This window comes from Comamonas humi (assembly GCF_054782535.1).
In genome coordinates this window covers 245,039-260,710 of sequence record NZ_BAAGSH010000007.1, presented here as the reverse complement: position 1 = coordinate 260,710, position 15,672 = coordinate 245,039, and the positions used below count along the sequence as shown (strand labels likewise).

Sequence of the window (15,672 nt, the reverse complement as noted above, 5' to 3'; positions counted from 1 at the left end):
AACACCAGCGCAGCTGCGAGATCGCGGGCTCCATCCACCCCATCCTTTTCCAGCCATGTCCCTGCCTTCGAATGCGCCGCTGCGCCCCCTGCCGTCCCTGATCTTCGCCAGCCGCTGGCTGCAGCTGCCGCTGTACCTCGGCCTGATCGCCGCCCAGGGTGTCTATGTCTGGCATTTCCTGGTCGAGCTGCTGCACCTGGTGGAGGCCGCCTTCGGCAGCCAGGAGGCGCTGCGCATCCTCACCACCAGCGTCGGCTACGCGCCCGATGCGTCGGTCAAGTCGCTGAACGAGACGGTGATCATGCTGGTGGTGCTGGGGCTGATCGACGTGGTGATGATCTCCAACCTGCTGATCATGGTCATCGTCGGCGGCTACGAGACCTTCGTGAGCCGGATGAACCTGGAGCGCCACCCCGACCAGCCCGAATGGCTGGGCCATGTGAACGCCTCGGTGCTCAAGGTCAAGCTCGGCCTGTCCATCATCGGCATCAGCTCCATCCACCTGCTCAAGACCTTCATCAACGCGGCCAACTACGACGAGAAGGTGCTGATGTGGCAGACCATCATCCACGTGGTCTTCCTGATATCCGCGCTGGCGATCGCGCTGACCGACCGCCTGCTGGCCCCGTCGCACGGCGCGGGCAAGGGGCACTGAGACTGCTCCGCTTTTCTTGGTGACAGGGCCGAGGGGGCAATTGGTGCTATCGTTTCCGGCCATATGCCTGAAGCAAACCTGACTTACCCCATCGAACCCCCGGCCATGGCCGCGTGGAAGGCCGTGGCGCCCGGCGTGCGCTGGATACGGCTGCCCATGCCGTTCAGCCTGGACCACATCAACATCTGGGCGCTGGACGATGGCGACGGCTGGGCCCTGGTGGACACCGGCGTGCGCACCGACCAGGTGGTGGAGACCTGGGACACCCTGCTGGCGACCGAGCCCTTCGACCGGCCGCTGACCCGCATCTTCGTCACCCACATGCACCCCGACCACGTGGGCATGGCCGGCTGGCTCACGCGCCGCTTCGACGTGCAGCTGTGGATCACGGCGCTCGAGTACCTGTCGTGCCGCGCGCTGGTGTCCGATTCGCAGCGCGAGGCGCCGCCCGATGCGCTGCGCTTCTACACCGAGGCGGGCTGGCCCGCCGCGGCCATCGAGAAGTACCGCACGCGCTTCGGCGGCTTCGGCAAGCTGATCTACACGCTGCCCGACAGCTTCCGCCGCCTGCAGGACGGCCAGCGCCTCACCATCGGCGAGCACGAGTGGGAGGTGGTGACCGGCAACGGCCATTCGCCCGAGCATGCCTGCCTGTACTGCGCCGAGCAGAAGCTGCTGATCTCGGGCGACCAGGTGCTCGCCAAGATCTCGTCCAATGTCTCGGTGCACCCGATCGAGCCCGAGGCCAATCCCATGGCCGACTGGCTGGCGTCGATCGAGAAGCTGAAGGCGCGCATCCCCGACGACGTGCTGGTGCTGCCGGCGCACGACAACTGCTTCCGCGGCCTGCACGCACGGCTCAAGCGCCTGCACGACGGCCAGATGGAGGCCTTCGAGCGCCTGCGCGGCGCGCTGAAGCAGCCGCAGCGGGTGATCGACGTGTTCGGCAGCCTGTTCTCGCGGCCCATCGATGCCAGCTCGCCGAACTTCCACCTGGCCACTGGCGAGACCATTGCCTGCCTGAACTACCTGATCCAGCAGGGGGAGGTGGTGAAGGAGGTGCGTGACGGGGTGGCTTGGTACCGGCTGGGGAATTGAGCCGGGGCTTCATTGGATTTATAGTGAAAATGGCTGCTAGTGCTTATGGGGTAAGCGCTGACAGCTATCTTTTTTATTGACGGAGGCCGGGACTCGGCCCGGCGGCCGACCTACTTTCTTGTTCGCACAAGAAAGTAGGCAAAGAAAGCGCCCCTGCTGTCTGCGACCCCGCTGCGCAGCAGCGGGGCAACCTGGGGCGTGGCGTTTGCGGGGTGCGCCGTGGAACTCTCTCCGCGCCCAAGGGCGCTCCGTTCAAACATCCCCGGCGAGTCAGACCACGAAGCATGCGCGCTCCGACGCGCATGCCACCCCGCAAACGCCCCGCCCCAGGTGCAGACAGAAGGGGTGGGAAGCAGGCCGGGCCATCGCTGGGGCAGCCCTCGCTGCGCTCGGCCCCGGTTTCAGCGCTCCAATCCATTTTCTTAACGAATCTGCCTTTAGCCAAAGCAGGGTAAGCGCTAGCTGCTATCAATCCTGATGTCACGGCTGCGGCAGCAAGGGTATTAACTTATGCCCATTCAATATTTGCAAAACGTATGATCTATCGCAGAGAATGCGTACTTTGCATAAAACACCATGGAACTGCGCCAGCTGGAAGCCTTTGCCGCCGTGATGTCCACGGGTAGCGTCACCGCTGCCGGGCGGCTGCTCGGGCGGTCGCAGCCGGCTGTGAGCCGCCTCGTGCAGGAGCTGGAGGCCGAGATCGGCTACGAGCTGTTCGCGCGCAACGGGCCGCGCGTCACGCCGACCGAGCAGGGCTTTCTGCTGTACGAGGACGTGGAGCATGCGCTCACCGGGCTGCAGCAGATCCGCCGCCGCGCCAAGGAGATCGAGCAGGGCCTGCGCCGGCCGCTGCGCGTGGTGGCCACCACCGCGCTGGCTGCGGGGCTGGTGCCGCAGGCGCTGGCCCGCATCGAGGGTGCCGAGGCCGCGGGCGCCATCCAGCTGCGCAGCGCGGCGCCCGAGCGCGTGGTGCACGATGTGCTGAGCGGCGCGGCGCACCTGGGCGTCACCAGCCTGCCGCTGGAGCACCGCGGCCTGCAGGTGCACTGGATCGGCCAGGCCGCCTGCGTGGCGGTGCTGCCAGAGTCCGACCCGCTGGCCCAACTCGACCGGGTACCGCTGGCGGCGCTGGCCGAACGGCAGATCGTGACCATGGCCAACCCCTACCGCCTGCGCCACCGGCTCGACGCGGCCTTCGCCGAGGCCCAGGCTGGGGGCGATGGCGCCGAGCGCCCCATGCCCCGGCTGATCGAAACCAATTCGTCGCTGAACGCGATGATGATGGTGCGCGCCGGCCTGGGCGTGGCGGTGCTGGAGCCGGTCACGGCCCACGGCGTGCCGCTGCCCGGCGTGGCCGTCCGCGCGCTCGACACCGACATTCCCTTTCTCTTTGGCGCGGTCACCCGGCAGGCCGCGCCCTTCCAGCCCGCCATGGACGCCCTGATGGCGGCGCTGGCCGAGGCGGCCGCCGCGCTGCTGCCCGGCTTCGTGCTGCACGACGCGGCCTCGCATGGCGCGCTGCTGCAGCAGGCGGCCCAGGAGGCCGAACCTGCCGCCATGGATACCACCGACACGGACAACCACCCATGAGTACCGAACCCATCACCACCTTGCAGGGCCTGGCCCATCTCGAGGCGCGGCTGCGCCAGGACATGGCCTGGCTCGACATCCCGGCCAAGAACTGGGTGCCCGAGCGCCAGCTGGACAGCCAGCCCGTGCTGCCCGTCGCCATCATCGGCGGCGGCATGGCGGGGCTGGCGGCGGCCACCGCGCTCAAGTTCCTGGGCGTGCCCGCGCCGCTGTTCGACCGCTCGCCCGAGGGCTTCGAAGGGCCCTGGGCCACGACGGCGCGCATGGAGACGCTGCGCTCGCCCAAGCAGCTCACCGGCCCGGCGCTGGGCATGCCGTCGCTGACCTTCCGCGCCTGGTTCGAGGCCCAGTTCGGCCTCGAAGCCTGGGACGCGCTCGACAAGATCCCGCGCCTGCAGTGGATGGACTACCTGCGCTGGTTCCGCCACGCGCTGGCGCTGGACGTGCGCAACCGGCACGAGGTGCGCGCCGTGCTGCCGCGCGCCGACGGCGTGGTGCAGCTCGACATCGACACGCCCGCCGGCCCGCAGACCGTGCTGGCGCGCCACGTGGTGCTGGCCACCGGCCGCGACGGCCTGGGCGGCGCCCATGTGCCGCCCTTCGTGGCGGGCCTGCCGCGCGGCAGCTGGGCGCACTCGTCCGACGTGATGGACTACGCCACCCTGGCCGGCCGCCGCGTGGGCGTGATCGGCGCCGGCGCCTCGGCCATGGACAGCGCGGCCACCGCGCTGGAGGCCGGTGCCGCGAGCGTGGACCTCATCATCCGCCGCACCGACATTCCGCGCGTCAACAAGGGCAAGGGCGCGGGCAACCCGGGGCTGACCTACGGCCACCTCGCGCTGCCCGAGGCCTGGAAGTGGAAGATCCGCCACTACATCAACGTGCAGCAGGTGCCGCCGCCGCGCGGCAGCACGCTGCGCGTGTCGCGCCACCCGAACGCGCGCTTCAACCTGGGCTGCGCCATCGAGGACGTGCGCTGGACCGGCGACGAGATCCGCGTGCAGACCTCGCGCGGCGTGTTCGCGCTGGATTTCCTGGTGTGCTCCACCGGCTTTCGCATCGACTGGACTGCGCGCCCCGAGTTCGCCGCGCTGGCGCCGCACGTGCGCTCGTGGAGCGACCGCTGCCAGGGCCCGCTGGGCGAGGCCGACCAGGAGCTCGAGGATTCGCCCGACCTGGGCCCCGCCTTCGAGCTGCAGGAGAAGGTGGCCGGCGCCTGTCCCGGGCTGTCGCGCGTGCATTGCTTCTCATACCCCGCCGCGCTGACGCACGGCACCGTCTCGGGCGACATCCCGGCCATCAGCGTGGGCGCCGAGCGCCTGGCGCAGGGCCTGGCCGGCCAGCTCTATGCCGAGGACGTGGAGCTGCACTACGCCAATCTGCAGGCCTTCAGCGAGCCCGAGGTCTTCGGCGACGAATGGGTGCCGGCCGAGCCCCCGGGAGCCGCGCTGTGACCGGATGGCTGCTGCGCCGCCTAGCCCAGGCCGCCGTGGTGGTGGTGCTGATGACCATCATCGTCTTCGTGGGCCTGCACGCCATCGGCAACCCGGTGGACATCCTGATCGGCCAGGACGTGGACCAGGTGGACCGCGCCCGCATCATCGCCGAGCTGGGGCTGGACCAGCCGCTGTGGCGCCAGTACCTGGCGTTCGTCAACGGCGCGCTGCACGGCAACCTGGGCACGAGCTTCGTCTACAACGTGCCGGCCGTCACGCTGATCCTGCAGCGCCTGCCGGCCACGCTGGAGCTGGCGATCGCCGCGCTCTGCATCGCGGTGGCCGTCGGCGTGCCGCTGGGGCTGTTCGCGGGCCTGTACCCCGAGCACCCGCTGTCCAAGCTGCTGATGGCGGGCAGCATCGTCGGCTTCTCGCTGCCCACGTTCTGGGTGGGCCTGATGCTCATCATGGCCTTCAGCGTGGGCTTGGGCTGGCTGCCGGCCAGCGGCCGTGGCGAGACGGTGCAGCTGTTGGGCGCGCAGTGGTCGTGGCCCACGCTGGACGGCCTGCGCCACATGCTGCTGCCGGCCATCAACCTGTCGCTGTTCAAGACCTCGCTGGTGATGCGGCTCACGCGCGCCAACGTGCGCGAGGTGATGCCGATGGAGTTCGTCAAGTTCGCGCGCGCCAAGGGCCTGTCGCCCATGCGCGTGGTGCTGGTGCACGTGCTGCGCAACACGCTGATCCCGCTGGTGACGGTGCTGGGTCTGGAGCTGGGCTCGACCATCGCCTTCGCCGTGGTCACCGAGAGCATCTTCTCGTGGCCCGGCGCGGGCAAGCTGATCCTCGACAGCATCAACGCGCTGGACCGGCCCGTCATCGTCGCCTACCTGGTCGTGGTGGTGTGCCTGTTCGTCACGCTGAACCTGATCGTGGACATTCTGTACAAGGTGCTGGACCCGCGCGTGCGGCTGGAGGGCGCGGCATGAGCGCGGTGACTTTGCAACATGAATCGCCCTGGCGGCGCCATGCCAGCGAGTTCTTCGCGTCGAAGACGGCGGTGCTGGGCCTGGCTATCGCGCTGCTGCTGATCCTCGCCGCGCTGCTGGCGCCGTGGATCACGCCGCAGAACCCCTACGACCTGAACCAGCTCGACGTGATGGACGCGCGCCTGGCGCCCGGCGCGCTCAACGGTGAGGGCACGTTCCACTACTGGCTGGGCTCGGACGGGCAGGGGCGCGACCTGTATTCGGGCATCCTCTACGGCCTGCGCATCAGCCTGACGGTGGGCGTGGGCTCGGCGCTGATCGCCGGCGTGCTCGGCACGCTGCTGGGCCTGCTGGCGGCCTATGCGGGCGGCAAGACCGATGCGCTCATCATGCGCCTGGTCGACCTGCTGCTGTCCTTCCCCTCGATCCTGGTGGCGATGATGATCCTGGCCTACCTGGGCAAGGGCGTGGGCAACGTGGTGCTGACGCTGGTGATCCTGGAGTGGGCCTACTACGCTCGCACCGCGCGCGGCCAGGCGCTGGTCGAGCGCCGGCGCGAGTACGTGGAGGCGGCGCGCTGCCTCGATATCCCGAGCTGGCGCATCATGCTGCGCCACATCCTGCCCAACTGCCTGCCGCCGCTGATCGTGATCGGCACGCTGCAGATCGCGCGCGCCATCACGCTCGAGGCCACGCTGAGCTTCCTGGGCCTGGGCGTGCCGGTGACCGAGCCGTCGCTGGGCCTGCTGATCTCCAACGGCTACCAGTACATGCTCTCGGGCGAGTACTGGATCAGCTTCTACCCCGGCATCGCGCTGCTCGTCACCATCGTGGCCATCAACCTGGTGGGCGACCGGCTGCGCGACGTTCTCAATCCAAGGTCGCACTCATGAGCGAGATGACGCTGCAGGTGCGCAATCTGCAAACCCACTTCCACACCCGCGCCGGCGTGCTGCGCGCGGTCGACGGCGTGTCGTTCTCGCTGGCGCGCGGCCGCATCCTCGGCCTGGTGGGCGAGTCGGGCTCGGGCAAGTCGGTCACCGGTTTCTCCATCATGGGCCTGGTCGATGCGCCGGGCCGCGTGGTCGGCGGCGAGGTGCTGTTCCAGGGCCGCGACCTGGCCAGGCTGGCGCCGCGCGAGATGCGCGCGCTGCAGGGCAGCCGCATCGCGATGATCTTCCAGGACCCGATGATGACGCTGAACCCCGTGCTGCGGGTGGACACGCAGATGATCGAGGCGGTGCGCGCGCACGAGCGGGTGAGCCACGCCCAGGCGCGCGAGCGCGCCCGCGACACGCTGGGCCTGATGGGCATCCCCAGCCCCGACGAGCGGCTGCTGGCCTACCCGCACCAGCTCTCGGGCGGCATGCGCCAGCGCGTGGCCATCGCCATCGCCATGCTGCACCGGCCCGACCTGATCATCGCCGACGAGCCCACGACGGCGCTGGACGTGACCATCCAGGCGCAGATCCTGTCCGAGGTGCAGAAGCTCGCGCGCCAGCAGGGCACGGCGCTGATCTGGATCACGCATGACCTGTCGGTGGTCGCCGGCCTGGCCGACGAGGTGGCGGTGATGTACGCCGGCCGCATCGTCGAGCACGGCCCGGTGGACGCGGTGCTCGATGCGCCGCTGCACCCCTACACGGCCGGGCTGATCGGCAGCCTGCCGAGCAACAACCGCCGCGGCCAGCGCCTGAGGCAGATCCCGGGCATGACGCCCAACCTGCTGCAGCTGCCCGCGGGCTGTGCCTTTGCCGCGCGCTGCCCGCGCGCGGGCGAGGCCTGCGTGCAGCGGCCGGATTTGACCGAGCCCAGGCCGCAGCGCCAGGTGCGCTGCTTCTACCCGCAGGAGGCCGCATGAACGAGATGCAACAGGCGCCCGCGGCCATCGAGCTGCGCCAGGTCAGCAAGCGCTTTGGCGAGCGCCCATCCGGCCTGCTCGATAGGCTGGGACTGGCCAAACCGCCGGCCGTGACGCGCGCGGTGGACCGCGTCGATCTGCGCGTGGCTCCCGGCGAGGTCGTGGGCCTGGTGGGCGAATCGGGCTGCGGCAAATCGACGCTGGGCCGGCTGGCCGCGGGGCTGCTCGCGCCGTCCGACGGCGAGGTGCTGGTCGGCGGCCTGGCGCTGCCCGACATGGACGCGCGCCAGCGCCACGCGGCGCGCATGCAGGTGCAGATGATCTTCCAGGACCCATATGCCAGCCTGAACCCGCGCATGCGGGTGGACGAGATCGTCGGCGAGGCGGCGCGCATCCACGGGCTGGTCGATGCGGCGGGCTTCGACGACTACGTCTGCGCGCAGATGCAGCGCGCCGGGCTCGACCCGGCGCTGCGCCATCGCTATCCGCACCAGTTCAGCGGCGGCCAGCGCCAGCGCATCGGCATTGCGCGCGCGCTGGCGGTGCAGCCGCAGGTGCTGGTCTGCGACGAGGCGGTGGCGGCGCTCGATGTGTCCATCCAGGCGCAGATCCTGAACCTGTTCATGGACCTGCGCCAGGAGCTGAACCTGACCTATCTGTTCATCAGCCACGACCTGGGCGTGGTCGAGCATCTGTCGGACCGCGTGGTGGTGATGTACCTGGGCCGCGTGATCGAGACCGCGCCGGTGGAGGAGCTGTTCAGCCGCCCCAACCACCCCTACACCCAGGCGCTGCTGGCCGAGGTGCCGACCATGGGCGCGCGCCACAGGACCTACACCGCCATCCAGGGCGAGATCCCTAGCCCGCTGCATCCGCCGTCGGGCTGCCACTTCCACCCGCGCTGTCCCAAGGCCATGCCGCGTTGCAAGGCCGAAGCGCCGCAGCTCAAGGGCATCGCCATCCAGCATTTCAGTGCCTGCCACCTGAATGAGGGAGCATGAAAAAAGTGAGCGGCTAGCGCTTGATGTGATTGGTTTGTAGATTGTTTTGTTTTTGAAGTTGGCTGGTGGAAAGCGCCAGCAGCTATTGTTTTTGATAAGGAGTTCGCCATGAAACGCTGGATGCTTTCCTCCCTGACCACCGCGCTGCTCGGCGCCGGCCTGGCCGCCCACGCGCAGGCGCTGAGCATCGGCTTCGCCGATCCGCTGTCGTCGCTGGACCCGCAGCTCAACAACCACGCGGGCGACCGCTCGGTGGACCTGCACTTCTGGGACCTGCTGGTCGAGAACAAGGCCAACCAGCTGCAGCCCGGCCTGGCCGAGAGCTGGAAGAACCTCGACCCCAAGACCTGGGAGTTCAAGCTGCGCAAGGACGTGAAGTGGCAGGACGGCAAGCCCTTCACCGCCGATGACGTGATCTTCTCGTACCAGCGCGCGCGCAACGTGCCCGGCAGCGTGGCCACCTTCGCCGGCTACCTGCGCACGGTCGAGTCCGTCACCGCCAAGGATGCGCACACCCTGGTCATCAAGACCAACATCCCCAACCCCGACCTGCCGCTGAACCTGGCCTCGGTGCACATCGTCAGCAAGCATGTCGGCGAGAAGGCCGGCACCGACGACTACAACGCCGGCAAGGCCGTGGTCGGCACCGGGCCGTACAAGTTCGTCTCGTACACGCCGGGCGACCGCGTGGTGATGGCGCGCAACGACGGCTACTGGGGCGGCAAGCCGGCCTGGGAGAAGGTGAACTACCGCTACATCAACAACGCCGCCGCGCGCACCGCCGCGCTGCTGGCCGGCGACGTGGACGTGATCGACAAGGTCTCGGTGTCCGACCTGGCCAAGCTCAAGCAGTCGCCGAGCGTCACCGTGTTCCCCTACGACGGCCTGCGCGTGATGCTGCTGCAGCCCAGCTACAACCCGGCGCCCACGCCCTTCCTGGCCGACAACGCCGGCAAGCCGCTGGCCAAGAACCCGCTGCTCGACCAGCGCGTGCGCGAGGCGCTCAGCATCGCCATCAACCGCAAGGCCATCACCGACCGCATCCTGCAGGACACCGCCACCGAGGCCAACCAGTGGATGCCCAAGGACACCTTCGGCTACAACCCCGAGGTCAAGAACATCGCCTTCGACGCCGCGCGCGCCAAGAAGTTGCTGGCCGACGCGGGCTTTCCCGAGGGCTTCAAGCTGACCATGCACGTGCCCAACGACCGCTACCCGCAGGGCCCCGAGACCGCGCAGGTCGTGGCCCAGTTCTGGACGCGTATCGGTGTCAAGACCCAGGTCGAGGTGGTGCCGTGGTCGGTGTACTCCGGCAAGGCCAACAAGAACGAGTACGCGATGAGCATGCTGGCCTGGGGCAACGGCACCGGCGAGGCCAGCTACGCGCTGGTGAACGTGCTGGCCACGGTGGACAAGGCCAAGGGCCTGGGCGCCTCGAACTGGGGCCACTACAGCAACCCGGCGGTGGACAAGGCGCTGGCCGAATCCACGGCCGAGTTCGACACCAAGAAGCGCGAGGCCATCCTGCGCGCCTCGGCCAAGGTGGTGTCGGAGGACGTGGGCATCATCCCGCTGTTCCACTACCGCAACGTGTGGGCCGCGAAGAAGGGCCTGAAGGTCACCCCGATGACCAGCGACCGCACCGCCGCGATGATGGTCACCAGGGACGGCAAGTGATCGCCACGCCCGTGCCTACCGCCGTGCTCTCTGTCACGCCGGCCGACGAGCTGATCGATGTGCCGCGCCGCATCCGCGTGGAGCGGCTCGCGCCTGGCCGGCAGGTGGCCATTGCCACCCGCACGCTGCGCAACGGCGTGGAATGGCGCAGCGAAGCCGTGTTTGCCGCCGGCGCCGACGGCGTGGTGGATTTGGAGCGCGATGCGCCGGTGTCTGGCAGCTATGGCGGCGTCAGCCCCATGGGCCTGGTCTGGTCGCAATCGCCGGTGGGCTCCAAAAGCCGCGAGGCCTTCAACCAGCCGGTGGCCGAGCCGCTGGTGACCGAGGTCACCGCCAGCGTGGACGGCCAGCAGCTGCAGGCCACGCTGGTGCAGCGCCTGGCGGCCGAGGGCGTGACGCGGCGCGAAGTGCGTGAGGACGGCCTGGTCGGCACGCTGTACCTGCCGGCCGGCCCCGGCCCGCATCCAGCGGTGGTTGTGCTGAACGGCTCGGGCGGCGGCATCAACGAGCCGCGCGCGGCGCTCTATGCATCGCGCGGCTTTGCCGCGCTGGCGCTGGCGTACTTCAAGGCGCCGGGCCTGTCGGACTACATCTCGAACACGCCGCTGGAGTACTTCCAGCAAGGCCTGCGCTGGCTGCGCCGCGAGGTGCGGCCGCTGCACGACTTCGTCGCCGTGAGCGGCCAGTCGCGCGGCGGCGAGCTGGTGCTGCTGCTGGGCGCGACCTTTGCCAAGGAAGTCTCCGCCGTGGTCGCCTATGTGCCCAGCGCCTTCGTGCACAGCGGCCAGAACGCCTGCGACCCGAAGATCGGCCGCGAGGGCCCGACCTGGCTGCTGGATGGCAAGCCGCTCACCCACCTGTGGGAGAACAACCGCACCGCGAGCTGGGCCCCCTACGACGACGGCCCCGAGCCGCGCCGCCACGACCGCGCCATGCGCACCGCGCTGCAGGACCCCGAGGCGCTGGCGCGCGCCCGCATCCCGGTCGAGAACATCGAGGGCCCGGTGATGCTGCTGTCCGCCACGGACGACGGCTCCTGGCCGTCGAGCATCTACGCGCGCATCGTGCGCGACCGGCTCGTCGAGGTGCAGCACCCGCACGACGTGCAGTGGCTGGACTTCGAGAATGCCGGCCACTCCATCCTTTTCCCCTGCGTGCCGACCACGCAGCTCGTCTACGCCCACCCGGTGTCGGGCAAGGTCAGCACCAGCGGTGGCAACGCGGCGGACAATGCGCGCGCTGACGAACAGTCGTGGGATGGGGTGCTGCGGTTTTTGCGCAGTGCGGTGGCCAAGCGTGCGGCTGGGTAGCGCTATGACTGGCATGGTCTTGCCGAAGGGCAGAGGCCGGGATATGCGCCCGGCGGCGCAGTTTCTTTCTTTGCCTCGCCAAAGAAAGAAACCAAAGAAAGGCGACCCTGCTGTCTGCGACCCCAGCGCCGCAGGCGCTTTGGCAACCTGTGGCGGGGCGTTTGCGGGGTGCGCCGCAGAACTCTCTGCGCGCCAAAGGCGCTCCGTTCGAACAACCGCGGCGAGTCAGATCACGAAGCATGCGCGCTCCGACGCGCATGTCCACCCCGCAAACACCCCACCACAGGCGCAGCCAGAAGGGGTGGGCAAACCCAACGGGCCATCGCGTCGCTCGGCTTTCCATCAATCCGCATAAGTCTTCAACCCAGCAGGAGATCCACACATGGCAGATCCCTTCACCTACCAACCCGATCAGGACCTGATCGACCGCATCGCCGGCCTCGCTCCCGGCAGCACCACCTACGCCGTGCGCCACCAGCGCGACAAGGTGGCCGCCGCCACGCAGGGCAGCTACGAGGCCTTGTTCGCCGCCGACCTGCAAGGCCTGTCGCTGCCCGAGCGCCTGGCCGTGGCCCTGCATGCCTGCGCACTCACGCCGGCACCCGAGCTGGCCGCGCACTACCGCGAGCGCCTGCAGGCCGCCGGCGCTGATGCGGCGCTGCTGGCGTCGGCCGAGTCCGGCCAGGCCGCGGAGCCGCGCCTCGCCGCGATGCTGGAGTTCACGCGCAAGCTGATTTCCAAGCCGGTGGAAGGCGACCAGGCCGCGATCCAGGCGCTGCCTGCCGCGGGCCTGTCCACGCCGGCCGTGGTCGCGCTGTCGCAGCTGATCGCGTTTTTGTCGTACCAGGTGCGCCTGGTGGCCGGCCTGAAGGCCATGAAAGCACTGGAGGCAGCAGCATGAGCACCATCATCAAAGCCAATGGCTTCACCAACGAGACGCTGGAGTGGAAGGCCTGGCTGGACGTGATCGACGTGGACCAGGCGACGCCCGAGCAGATCGCCATCCTGGAGGAAAGCCATCCCAAGGCCAAGACCTCGGACTACTACCGCTTCCTGGCCCACCAGCCCGAGATCCTGCGCCAGCGCTCCACCGCCTACAACGCCATCATGTACGCACCCGGCGGCCTGCCGCGCGCCGAGCGCGAGCTGGGCGCGACGGTGGTTTCGCGCATCAACGGCTGCGTGTACTGCGGCTCGGTCCATGCCCAGCGCTTCGAGCAACTGGCCAAGCGAACCGACGTGGTCGCCCAGGTCTTCGACAACCCGGCCACGGCCGGCACCAACGAGCGCGAGCGCGCCATCGCGCATTTCTCGATCAAGATCACCGAGCAGCCCGCCGGGCTGGGCGCACAGGACATCCAGGCGCTGAAGGACGTGGGCCTGAAGGAGGCCGAGATCCTCGACCTGCTGCATTCGGACGCGATCTTCGCCTGGGCCAACCGGCTGATGCTGAACCTGGGCGAGCCGGTGTTTCCGGACACGCAGGCTTAGGCGAACACAGGGCGCAGGTCAGTCTGCGCCGTCCTCTCCCAGGTCCGGCGGCGTGCTGCTGCCGATGCGGAAATCCTCGTTGCCCCAGGCACCGAGGTCGATCAGCTTGCAGCGCTCGCTGCAGAACGGCCGCCAGGCATTGGCCTTGGCAAAGCTCGACGGGCCCCCGCATTGCGGGCAGGTGATGCGGATCTCGTCCGGGGAAGAGGGCGTGTCTGGGTTCGGCATGGGAAAGGCTTCAAATATCCGTGGCCCGGCATGGGAGCCGGCTCACATGCACAGCGTCATTTCGTACTGGCCGTCGTCGCTGGCCAGGGCCAGCTGGCCGCCTTCGGCCTTCTGCAGCATGCGGACCGAGACCATCAGGCGGTTGCCGCTGATCTCGGGGATCAGGGGCGAGTGCTCGGGCATGGTCAGGCGCAGCAACTGGTAGGTCCGGTTCTGCGGCAGGTTCTGCTGGTACTGGCCACGCACGGTGGCGATGCGCTGCGGGCTGCCGCCATCGCGGAAGAGGCGTAGCAGCAGGTACAGCGCGTTGGCCAGCGGCTCGAAGGGCTGCACCCACTGCAGCAGGTCGGCATGGCGCTGCTGCGGGGGCTGGTTCTGCCAGGCAAAGTAGCCTGGCAGGTCGAAGGTGCAGGTGCCGCCGGGAATGCCCATGCGGTTGCGGATGGCCATCAGCCACTCGTTCTCGGCCAGCGCCTGGCTGGGCTTGGTGGGCTGGTCGCGCAGCCGGCTGTGGGCCTCGTCGATGCGGCCGATGATCTGGTCCAGCGCGGCCACGTTGACGTCGGGGCTGGCGCGGTAGGCGTTGAACTGCTGGCGGTGGCGCTCCAGGTCCTTGAGCACGTCCGATTTCAGGTCGGAGCGCGACGACACGTCCATGCCCTCGAACAAGGTGGCGATGGCGAAATGGTGGTCAATGGCTTCGGTGCGCGTGAGCAGGGTTTCGAGGCGCCGCAACAGGTATTCGAGCCGCAGGTAGGCCCGGATACGCTCGTTGAAGGGGTACTCGTAAACAATCACGCGGTTCTACAGCAAGGTGCTGGGTTGGGTGCTACCGAAAATATAGTGTCTAGGCTGGTTTCAGGCGATTGTATATGTCGGCCACCAGCTCGCGCAGCGCTTGTAACGATGCTGTTTCATTAAATACCACCCAGTCGGCCTTGCGCAAGCGCTGTGCCCGCGTGGACTGCTGGGCGATGATGGCCTGCACCTGCTCGGGCGCCAACTGGCTGCGCTGCATGACGCGGGCGATCTGGGTCTGCTCGGTGCAGTCCACCACCAGCACCTGGTCCAACCGCTGTGCCCAGTGCGGCGATTCGGCCAGCAGCGGGATATCGAACACCACGAAGGGAATGGCGGGCTGCGCACAGGCAGCATCGTAGGCGGCGAAGATCTTGCGCTGGATCAGCGGGTGCAGGATGGACTCCAGCAGCCGCTTCTTCTCGGGCGAGCGGAACACGGTGTCGCGCATCAGCTCGCGGTTCAGCGCCTCGTCGGCCGTGATGTATTCGGCGCCGAACTGTTCGGCGATCAGGGGCAGGGCATCGCCCCGGGGCTGGGTCAGGCTGCGCGAGATGGCGTCGGCATCGATCACCACGGCGCCCAGCGCCGCGAACATGCCCGATACCGTGCTCTTGCCGCTGCCTATGCCGCCGGTGACGCCCAATCGCAGTTTGCGCTGGCTCGTGTTTGCACTCATGGGTGCAACAGTCTATCGATGAGCGAGGTGCCCAGCAGCATCACCAGGAAACCGCCCAGCGCCAGGAAGGGGCCGAAGGGCACGTAGCCGCCTTCGCGCAGCTTGGACGAGAGTTTCATCGCGATGCCGATGACGGCGCCGACCACCGACGAGACCAGCGCGATGGGCACCAGGGCCTGCCAGCCAAACCACGCGCCCAGCGCGGCGAGCAGCTTGAAGTCGCCGTAGCCCATGCCTTCCTTGCCGGTCAGCAGCTTGAAGACCCAGTAGATGCTCCACAGCGCCAGGTAGCCGGCCGCGGCGCCCACCACCGAGTCGTGCAGCGCCACGCCCGTCCAGCCGAAGGTGCTGGCCAGCAGGCCGGCCCACAGCAGCGGGTAGGTGAGGTCGTCGGGCAGCAGCGTGGTGTCCCAGTCGATCAGCGCCAGTGCCAGCAGCAGCGCCGAGAACAGGCACCAGGCACCGGCTTGGACGCTGACGCCGAAGCGGTGCACGCACCAGCCGAACAGCAGACCGGTGGCCAGCTCCACCAGCGGGTAGCGCAGGCCGATGCCGGCCTTGCACTGGCTGCACTTGCCGCCCAGCAGGGCGTAGCTCAGCAGCGGAATGTTCTGCCACCAGCGGATGCGGTGCCCGCAATGGGGGCAGCGCGATGCCGGCGTGCAGAGGTTGAAGGCGGGTTCCTCGGGGGTATCGTCGGCGGGTGCGGTGCCGTCGTCCTCCAGCATGGCCTTGGCCTCGCGCTGCCATTGCCGTTCCATCATCAACGGCAGGCGGTGGATGACCACATTCAGAAAGCTGCCGATCAGCAGGCCGATCACCACGGCTAGCGCCACCGGCGCCATATCCAGCATAG

16 protein-coding genes are annotated in these 15,672 nt (G+C 68.6%); 12 read left to right on the top strand and 4 right to left on the bottom strand.

Features of this window, described 5'->3' with window-relative positions; translation table 11 throughout:
* Window positions 1-55 precede the first annotated feature (55 nt).
* From ACYVKR_RS08395 to ACYVKR_RS08340, 12 genes are all read left to right on the top strand, one after another.
* The gene (locus ACYVKR_RS08395; protein WP_460480352.1) at window positions 56-655 is read left to right on the top strand and encodes a YqhA family protein; all 600 of its coding nucleotides are present in this window, start codon (window positions 56-58) and stop codon (window positions 653-655) included.
* Window positions 656-718: 63 nt separating this feature from the next.
* A complete protein-coding gene (locus ACYVKR_RS08390) occupies window positions 719-1,753 on the top strand; it encodes an MBL fold metallo-hydrolase (RefSeq protein WP_460480351.1) in 1,035 nt (344 codons plus the stop codon).
* A 576-nt stretch (window positions 1,754-2,329) separates the two neighbouring features.
* Entirely contained in the window at window positions 2,330-3,346 is a 1,017-nt protein-coding gene (locus ACYVKR_RS08385) for a LysR family transcriptional regulator (RefSeq protein ID WP_460480350.1), read from the top strand.
* Entirely contained in the window at window positions 3,343-4,800 is a 1,458-nt protein-coding gene (locus ACYVKR_RS08380; protein ID WP_460480349.1) for an NAD(P)-binding domain-containing protein, read from the top strand. The genes ACYVKR_RS08385 and ACYVKR_RS08380 overlap by 4 nt, the downstream gene beginning before the upstream one ends.
* A complete protein-coding gene (locus ACYVKR_RS08375; RefSeq protein ID WP_460480348.1) occupies window positions 4,797-5,771 on the top strand; it encodes an ABC transporter permease in 975 nt (324 codons plus the stop codon). Before ACYVKR_RS08380 ends, ACYVKR_RS08375 begins: the two co-directional genes overlap by 4 nt.
* Window positions 5,768-6,664: an ABC transporter permease gene (locus tag ACYVKR_RS08370; protein ID WP_460480347.1), complete on the top strand. Its 897-nt coding sequence runs from the start codon at window positions 5,768-5,770 to the stop codon at window positions 6,662-6,664. The genes ACYVKR_RS08375 and ACYVKR_RS08370 overlap by 4 nt, the downstream gene beginning before the upstream one ends.
* Window positions 6,661-7,632 (top strand): ABC transporter ATP-binding protein, encoded by a 972-nt coding sequence (locus tag ACYVKR_RS08365; protein ID WP_460480346.1) that lies wholly within the window; start codon window positions 6,661-6,663, stop codon window positions 7,630-7,632. Before ACYVKR_RS08370 ends, ACYVKR_RS08365 begins: the two co-directional genes overlap by 4 nt.
* Window positions 7,633-7,637: 5 nt before the next feature.
* The gene (locus tag ACYVKR_RS08360) at window positions 7,638-8,633 is read left to right on the top strand and encodes an ABC transporter ATP-binding protein (RefSeq protein WP_460480679.1); all 996 of its coding nucleotides are present in this window, start codon (window positions 7,638-7,640) and stop codon (window positions 8,631-8,633) included.
* Window positions 8,634-8,741: 108 nt separating this feature from the next.
* The gene (locus ACYVKR_RS08355) at window positions 8,742-10,310 is read left to right on the top strand and encodes an ABC transporter substrate-binding protein (RefSeq protein ID WP_460480345.1); all 1,569 of its coding nucleotides are present in this window, start codon (window positions 8,742-8,744) and stop codon (window positions 10,308-10,310) included.
* Entirely contained in the window at window positions 10,307-11,620 is a 1,314-nt protein-coding gene (locus ACYVKR_RS08350) for an acyl-CoA thioester hydrolase/BAAT C-terminal domain-containing protein (protein WP_460480344.1), read from the top strand. The genes ACYVKR_RS08355 and ACYVKR_RS08350 overlap by 4 nt, the downstream gene beginning before the upstream one ends.
* Before the next feature lie 382 nt (window positions 11,621-12,002).
* Window positions 12,003-12,521 carry a CMD domain-containing protein gene (locus ACYVKR_RS08345; RefSeq protein WP_460480343.1) on the top strand — a complete coding sequence of 173 codons (519 nt, stop codon included), beginning with the start codon at window positions 12,003-12,005 and terminating at the stop codon, window positions 12,519-12,521.
* Window positions 12,518-13,111 carry a carboxymuconolactone decarboxylase family protein gene (locus ACYVKR_RS08340; protein WP_460480342.1) on the top strand — a complete coding sequence of 198 codons (594 nt, stop codon included), beginning with the start codon at window positions 12,518-12,520 and terminating at the stop codon, window positions 13,109-13,111. The genes ACYVKR_RS08345 and ACYVKR_RS08340 overlap by 4 nt, the downstream gene beginning before the upstream one ends.
* Before the next feature lie 18 nt (window positions 13,112-13,129).
* On the opposite strand, the gene ACYVKR_RS08335 is transcribed toward ACYVKR_RS08340, so the two are convergent.
* From ACYVKR_RS08335 to ACYVKR_RS08320, 4 genes are read right to left on the bottom strand one after another with little or no spacing between them, the layout of a single operon-like run.
* On the bottom strand, window positions 13,130-13,339 hold the full coding sequence (locus ACYVKR_RS08335) for a DNA gyrase inhibitor YacG (protein ID WP_460480341.1): 210 nt from the start codon (window positions 13,337-13,339) through the stop codon (window positions 13,130-13,132).
* Window positions 13,340-13,381: 42 nt separating this feature from the next.
* The gene (zapD, locus tag ACYVKR_RS08330) at window positions 13,382-14,137 is read right to left on the bottom strand and encodes a cell division protein ZapD (protein ID WP_460480340.1); all 756 of its coding nucleotides are present in this window, start codon (window positions 14,135-14,137) and stop codon (window positions 13,382-13,384) included.
* A gap of 49 nt (window positions 14,138-14,186) precedes the next feature.
* A complete protein-coding gene (coaE, locus tag ACYVKR_RS08325; RefSeq protein WP_460480339.1) occupies window positions 14,187-14,816 on the bottom strand; it encodes a dephospho-CoA kinase in 630 nt (209 codons plus the stop codon).
* The gene (locus ACYVKR_RS08320) at window positions 14,813-15,670 is read right to left on the bottom strand and encodes a prepilin peptidase (protein WP_460480677.1); all 858 of its coding nucleotides are present in this window, start codon (window positions 15,668-15,670) and stop codon (window positions 14,813-14,815) included. The genes coaE and ACYVKR_RS08320 overlap by 4 nt, the downstream gene beginning before the upstream one ends.
* Window positions 15,671-15,672 lie beyond the last annotated feature (2 nt).

Bases quoted from the DNA above. Each gene is read 5' to 3' on its own strand.
- ACYVKR_RS08395 (WP_460480352.1), top strand. From the start codon at position 56: ATGTCCCTGCCTTCGAATGCGCCGCTGCGCCCCCTGCCGTCCCTGATC.
- ACYVKR_RS08390 (WP_460480351.1), top strand. From the start codon at position 719: ATGCCTGAAGCAAACCTGACTTACCCCATCGAACCCCCGGCCATGGCC.
- ACYVKR_RS08385 (WP_460480350.1), top strand. From the start codon at position 2,330: ATGGAACTGCGCCAGCTGGAAGCCTTTGCCGCCGTGATGTCCACGGGT.
- ACYVKR_RS08380 (WP_460480349.1), top strand. From the start codon at position 3,343: ATGAGTACCGAACCCATCACCACCTTGCAGGGCCTGGCCCATCTCGAG.
- ACYVKR_RS08370 (WP_460480347.1), top strand. From the start codon at position 5,768: ATGAGCGCGGTGACTTTGCAACATGAATCGCCCTGGCGGCGCCATGCC.
- ACYVKR_RS08365 (WP_460480346.1), top strand. From the start codon at position 6,661: ATGAGCGAGATGACGCTGCAGGTGCGCAATCTGCAAACCCACTTCCAC.
- ACYVKR_RS08360 (WP_460480679.1), top strand. From the start codon at position 7,638: ATGCAACAGGCGCCCGCGGCCATCGAGCTGCGCCAGGTCAGCAAGCGC.
- ACYVKR_RS08355 (WP_460480345.1), top strand. From the start codon at position 8,742: ATGAAACGCTGGATGCTTTCCTCCCTGACCACCGCGCTGCTCGGCGCC.
- ACYVKR_RS08345 (WP_460480343.1), top strand. From the start codon at position 12,003: ATGGCAGATCCCTTCACCTACCAACCCGATCAGGACCTGATCGACCGC.
- ACYVKR_RS08340 (WP_460480342.1), top strand. From the start codon at position 12,518: ATGAGCACCATCATCAAAGCCAATGGCTTCACCAACGAGACGCTGGAG.
- ACYVKR_RS08335 (WP_460480341.1), bottom strand. From the start codon at position 13,339: ATGCCGAACCCAGACACGCCCTCTTCCCCGGACGAGATCCGCATCACC.
- coaE (WP_460480339.1), bottom strand. From the start codon at position 14,816: ATGAGTGCAAACACGAGCCAGCGCAAACTGCGATTGGGCGTCACCGGC.
- ACYVKR_RS08320 (WP_460480677.1), bottom strand. From the start codon at position 15,670: ATGCTGGATATGGCGCCGGTGGCGCTAGCCGTGGTGATCGGCCTGCTG.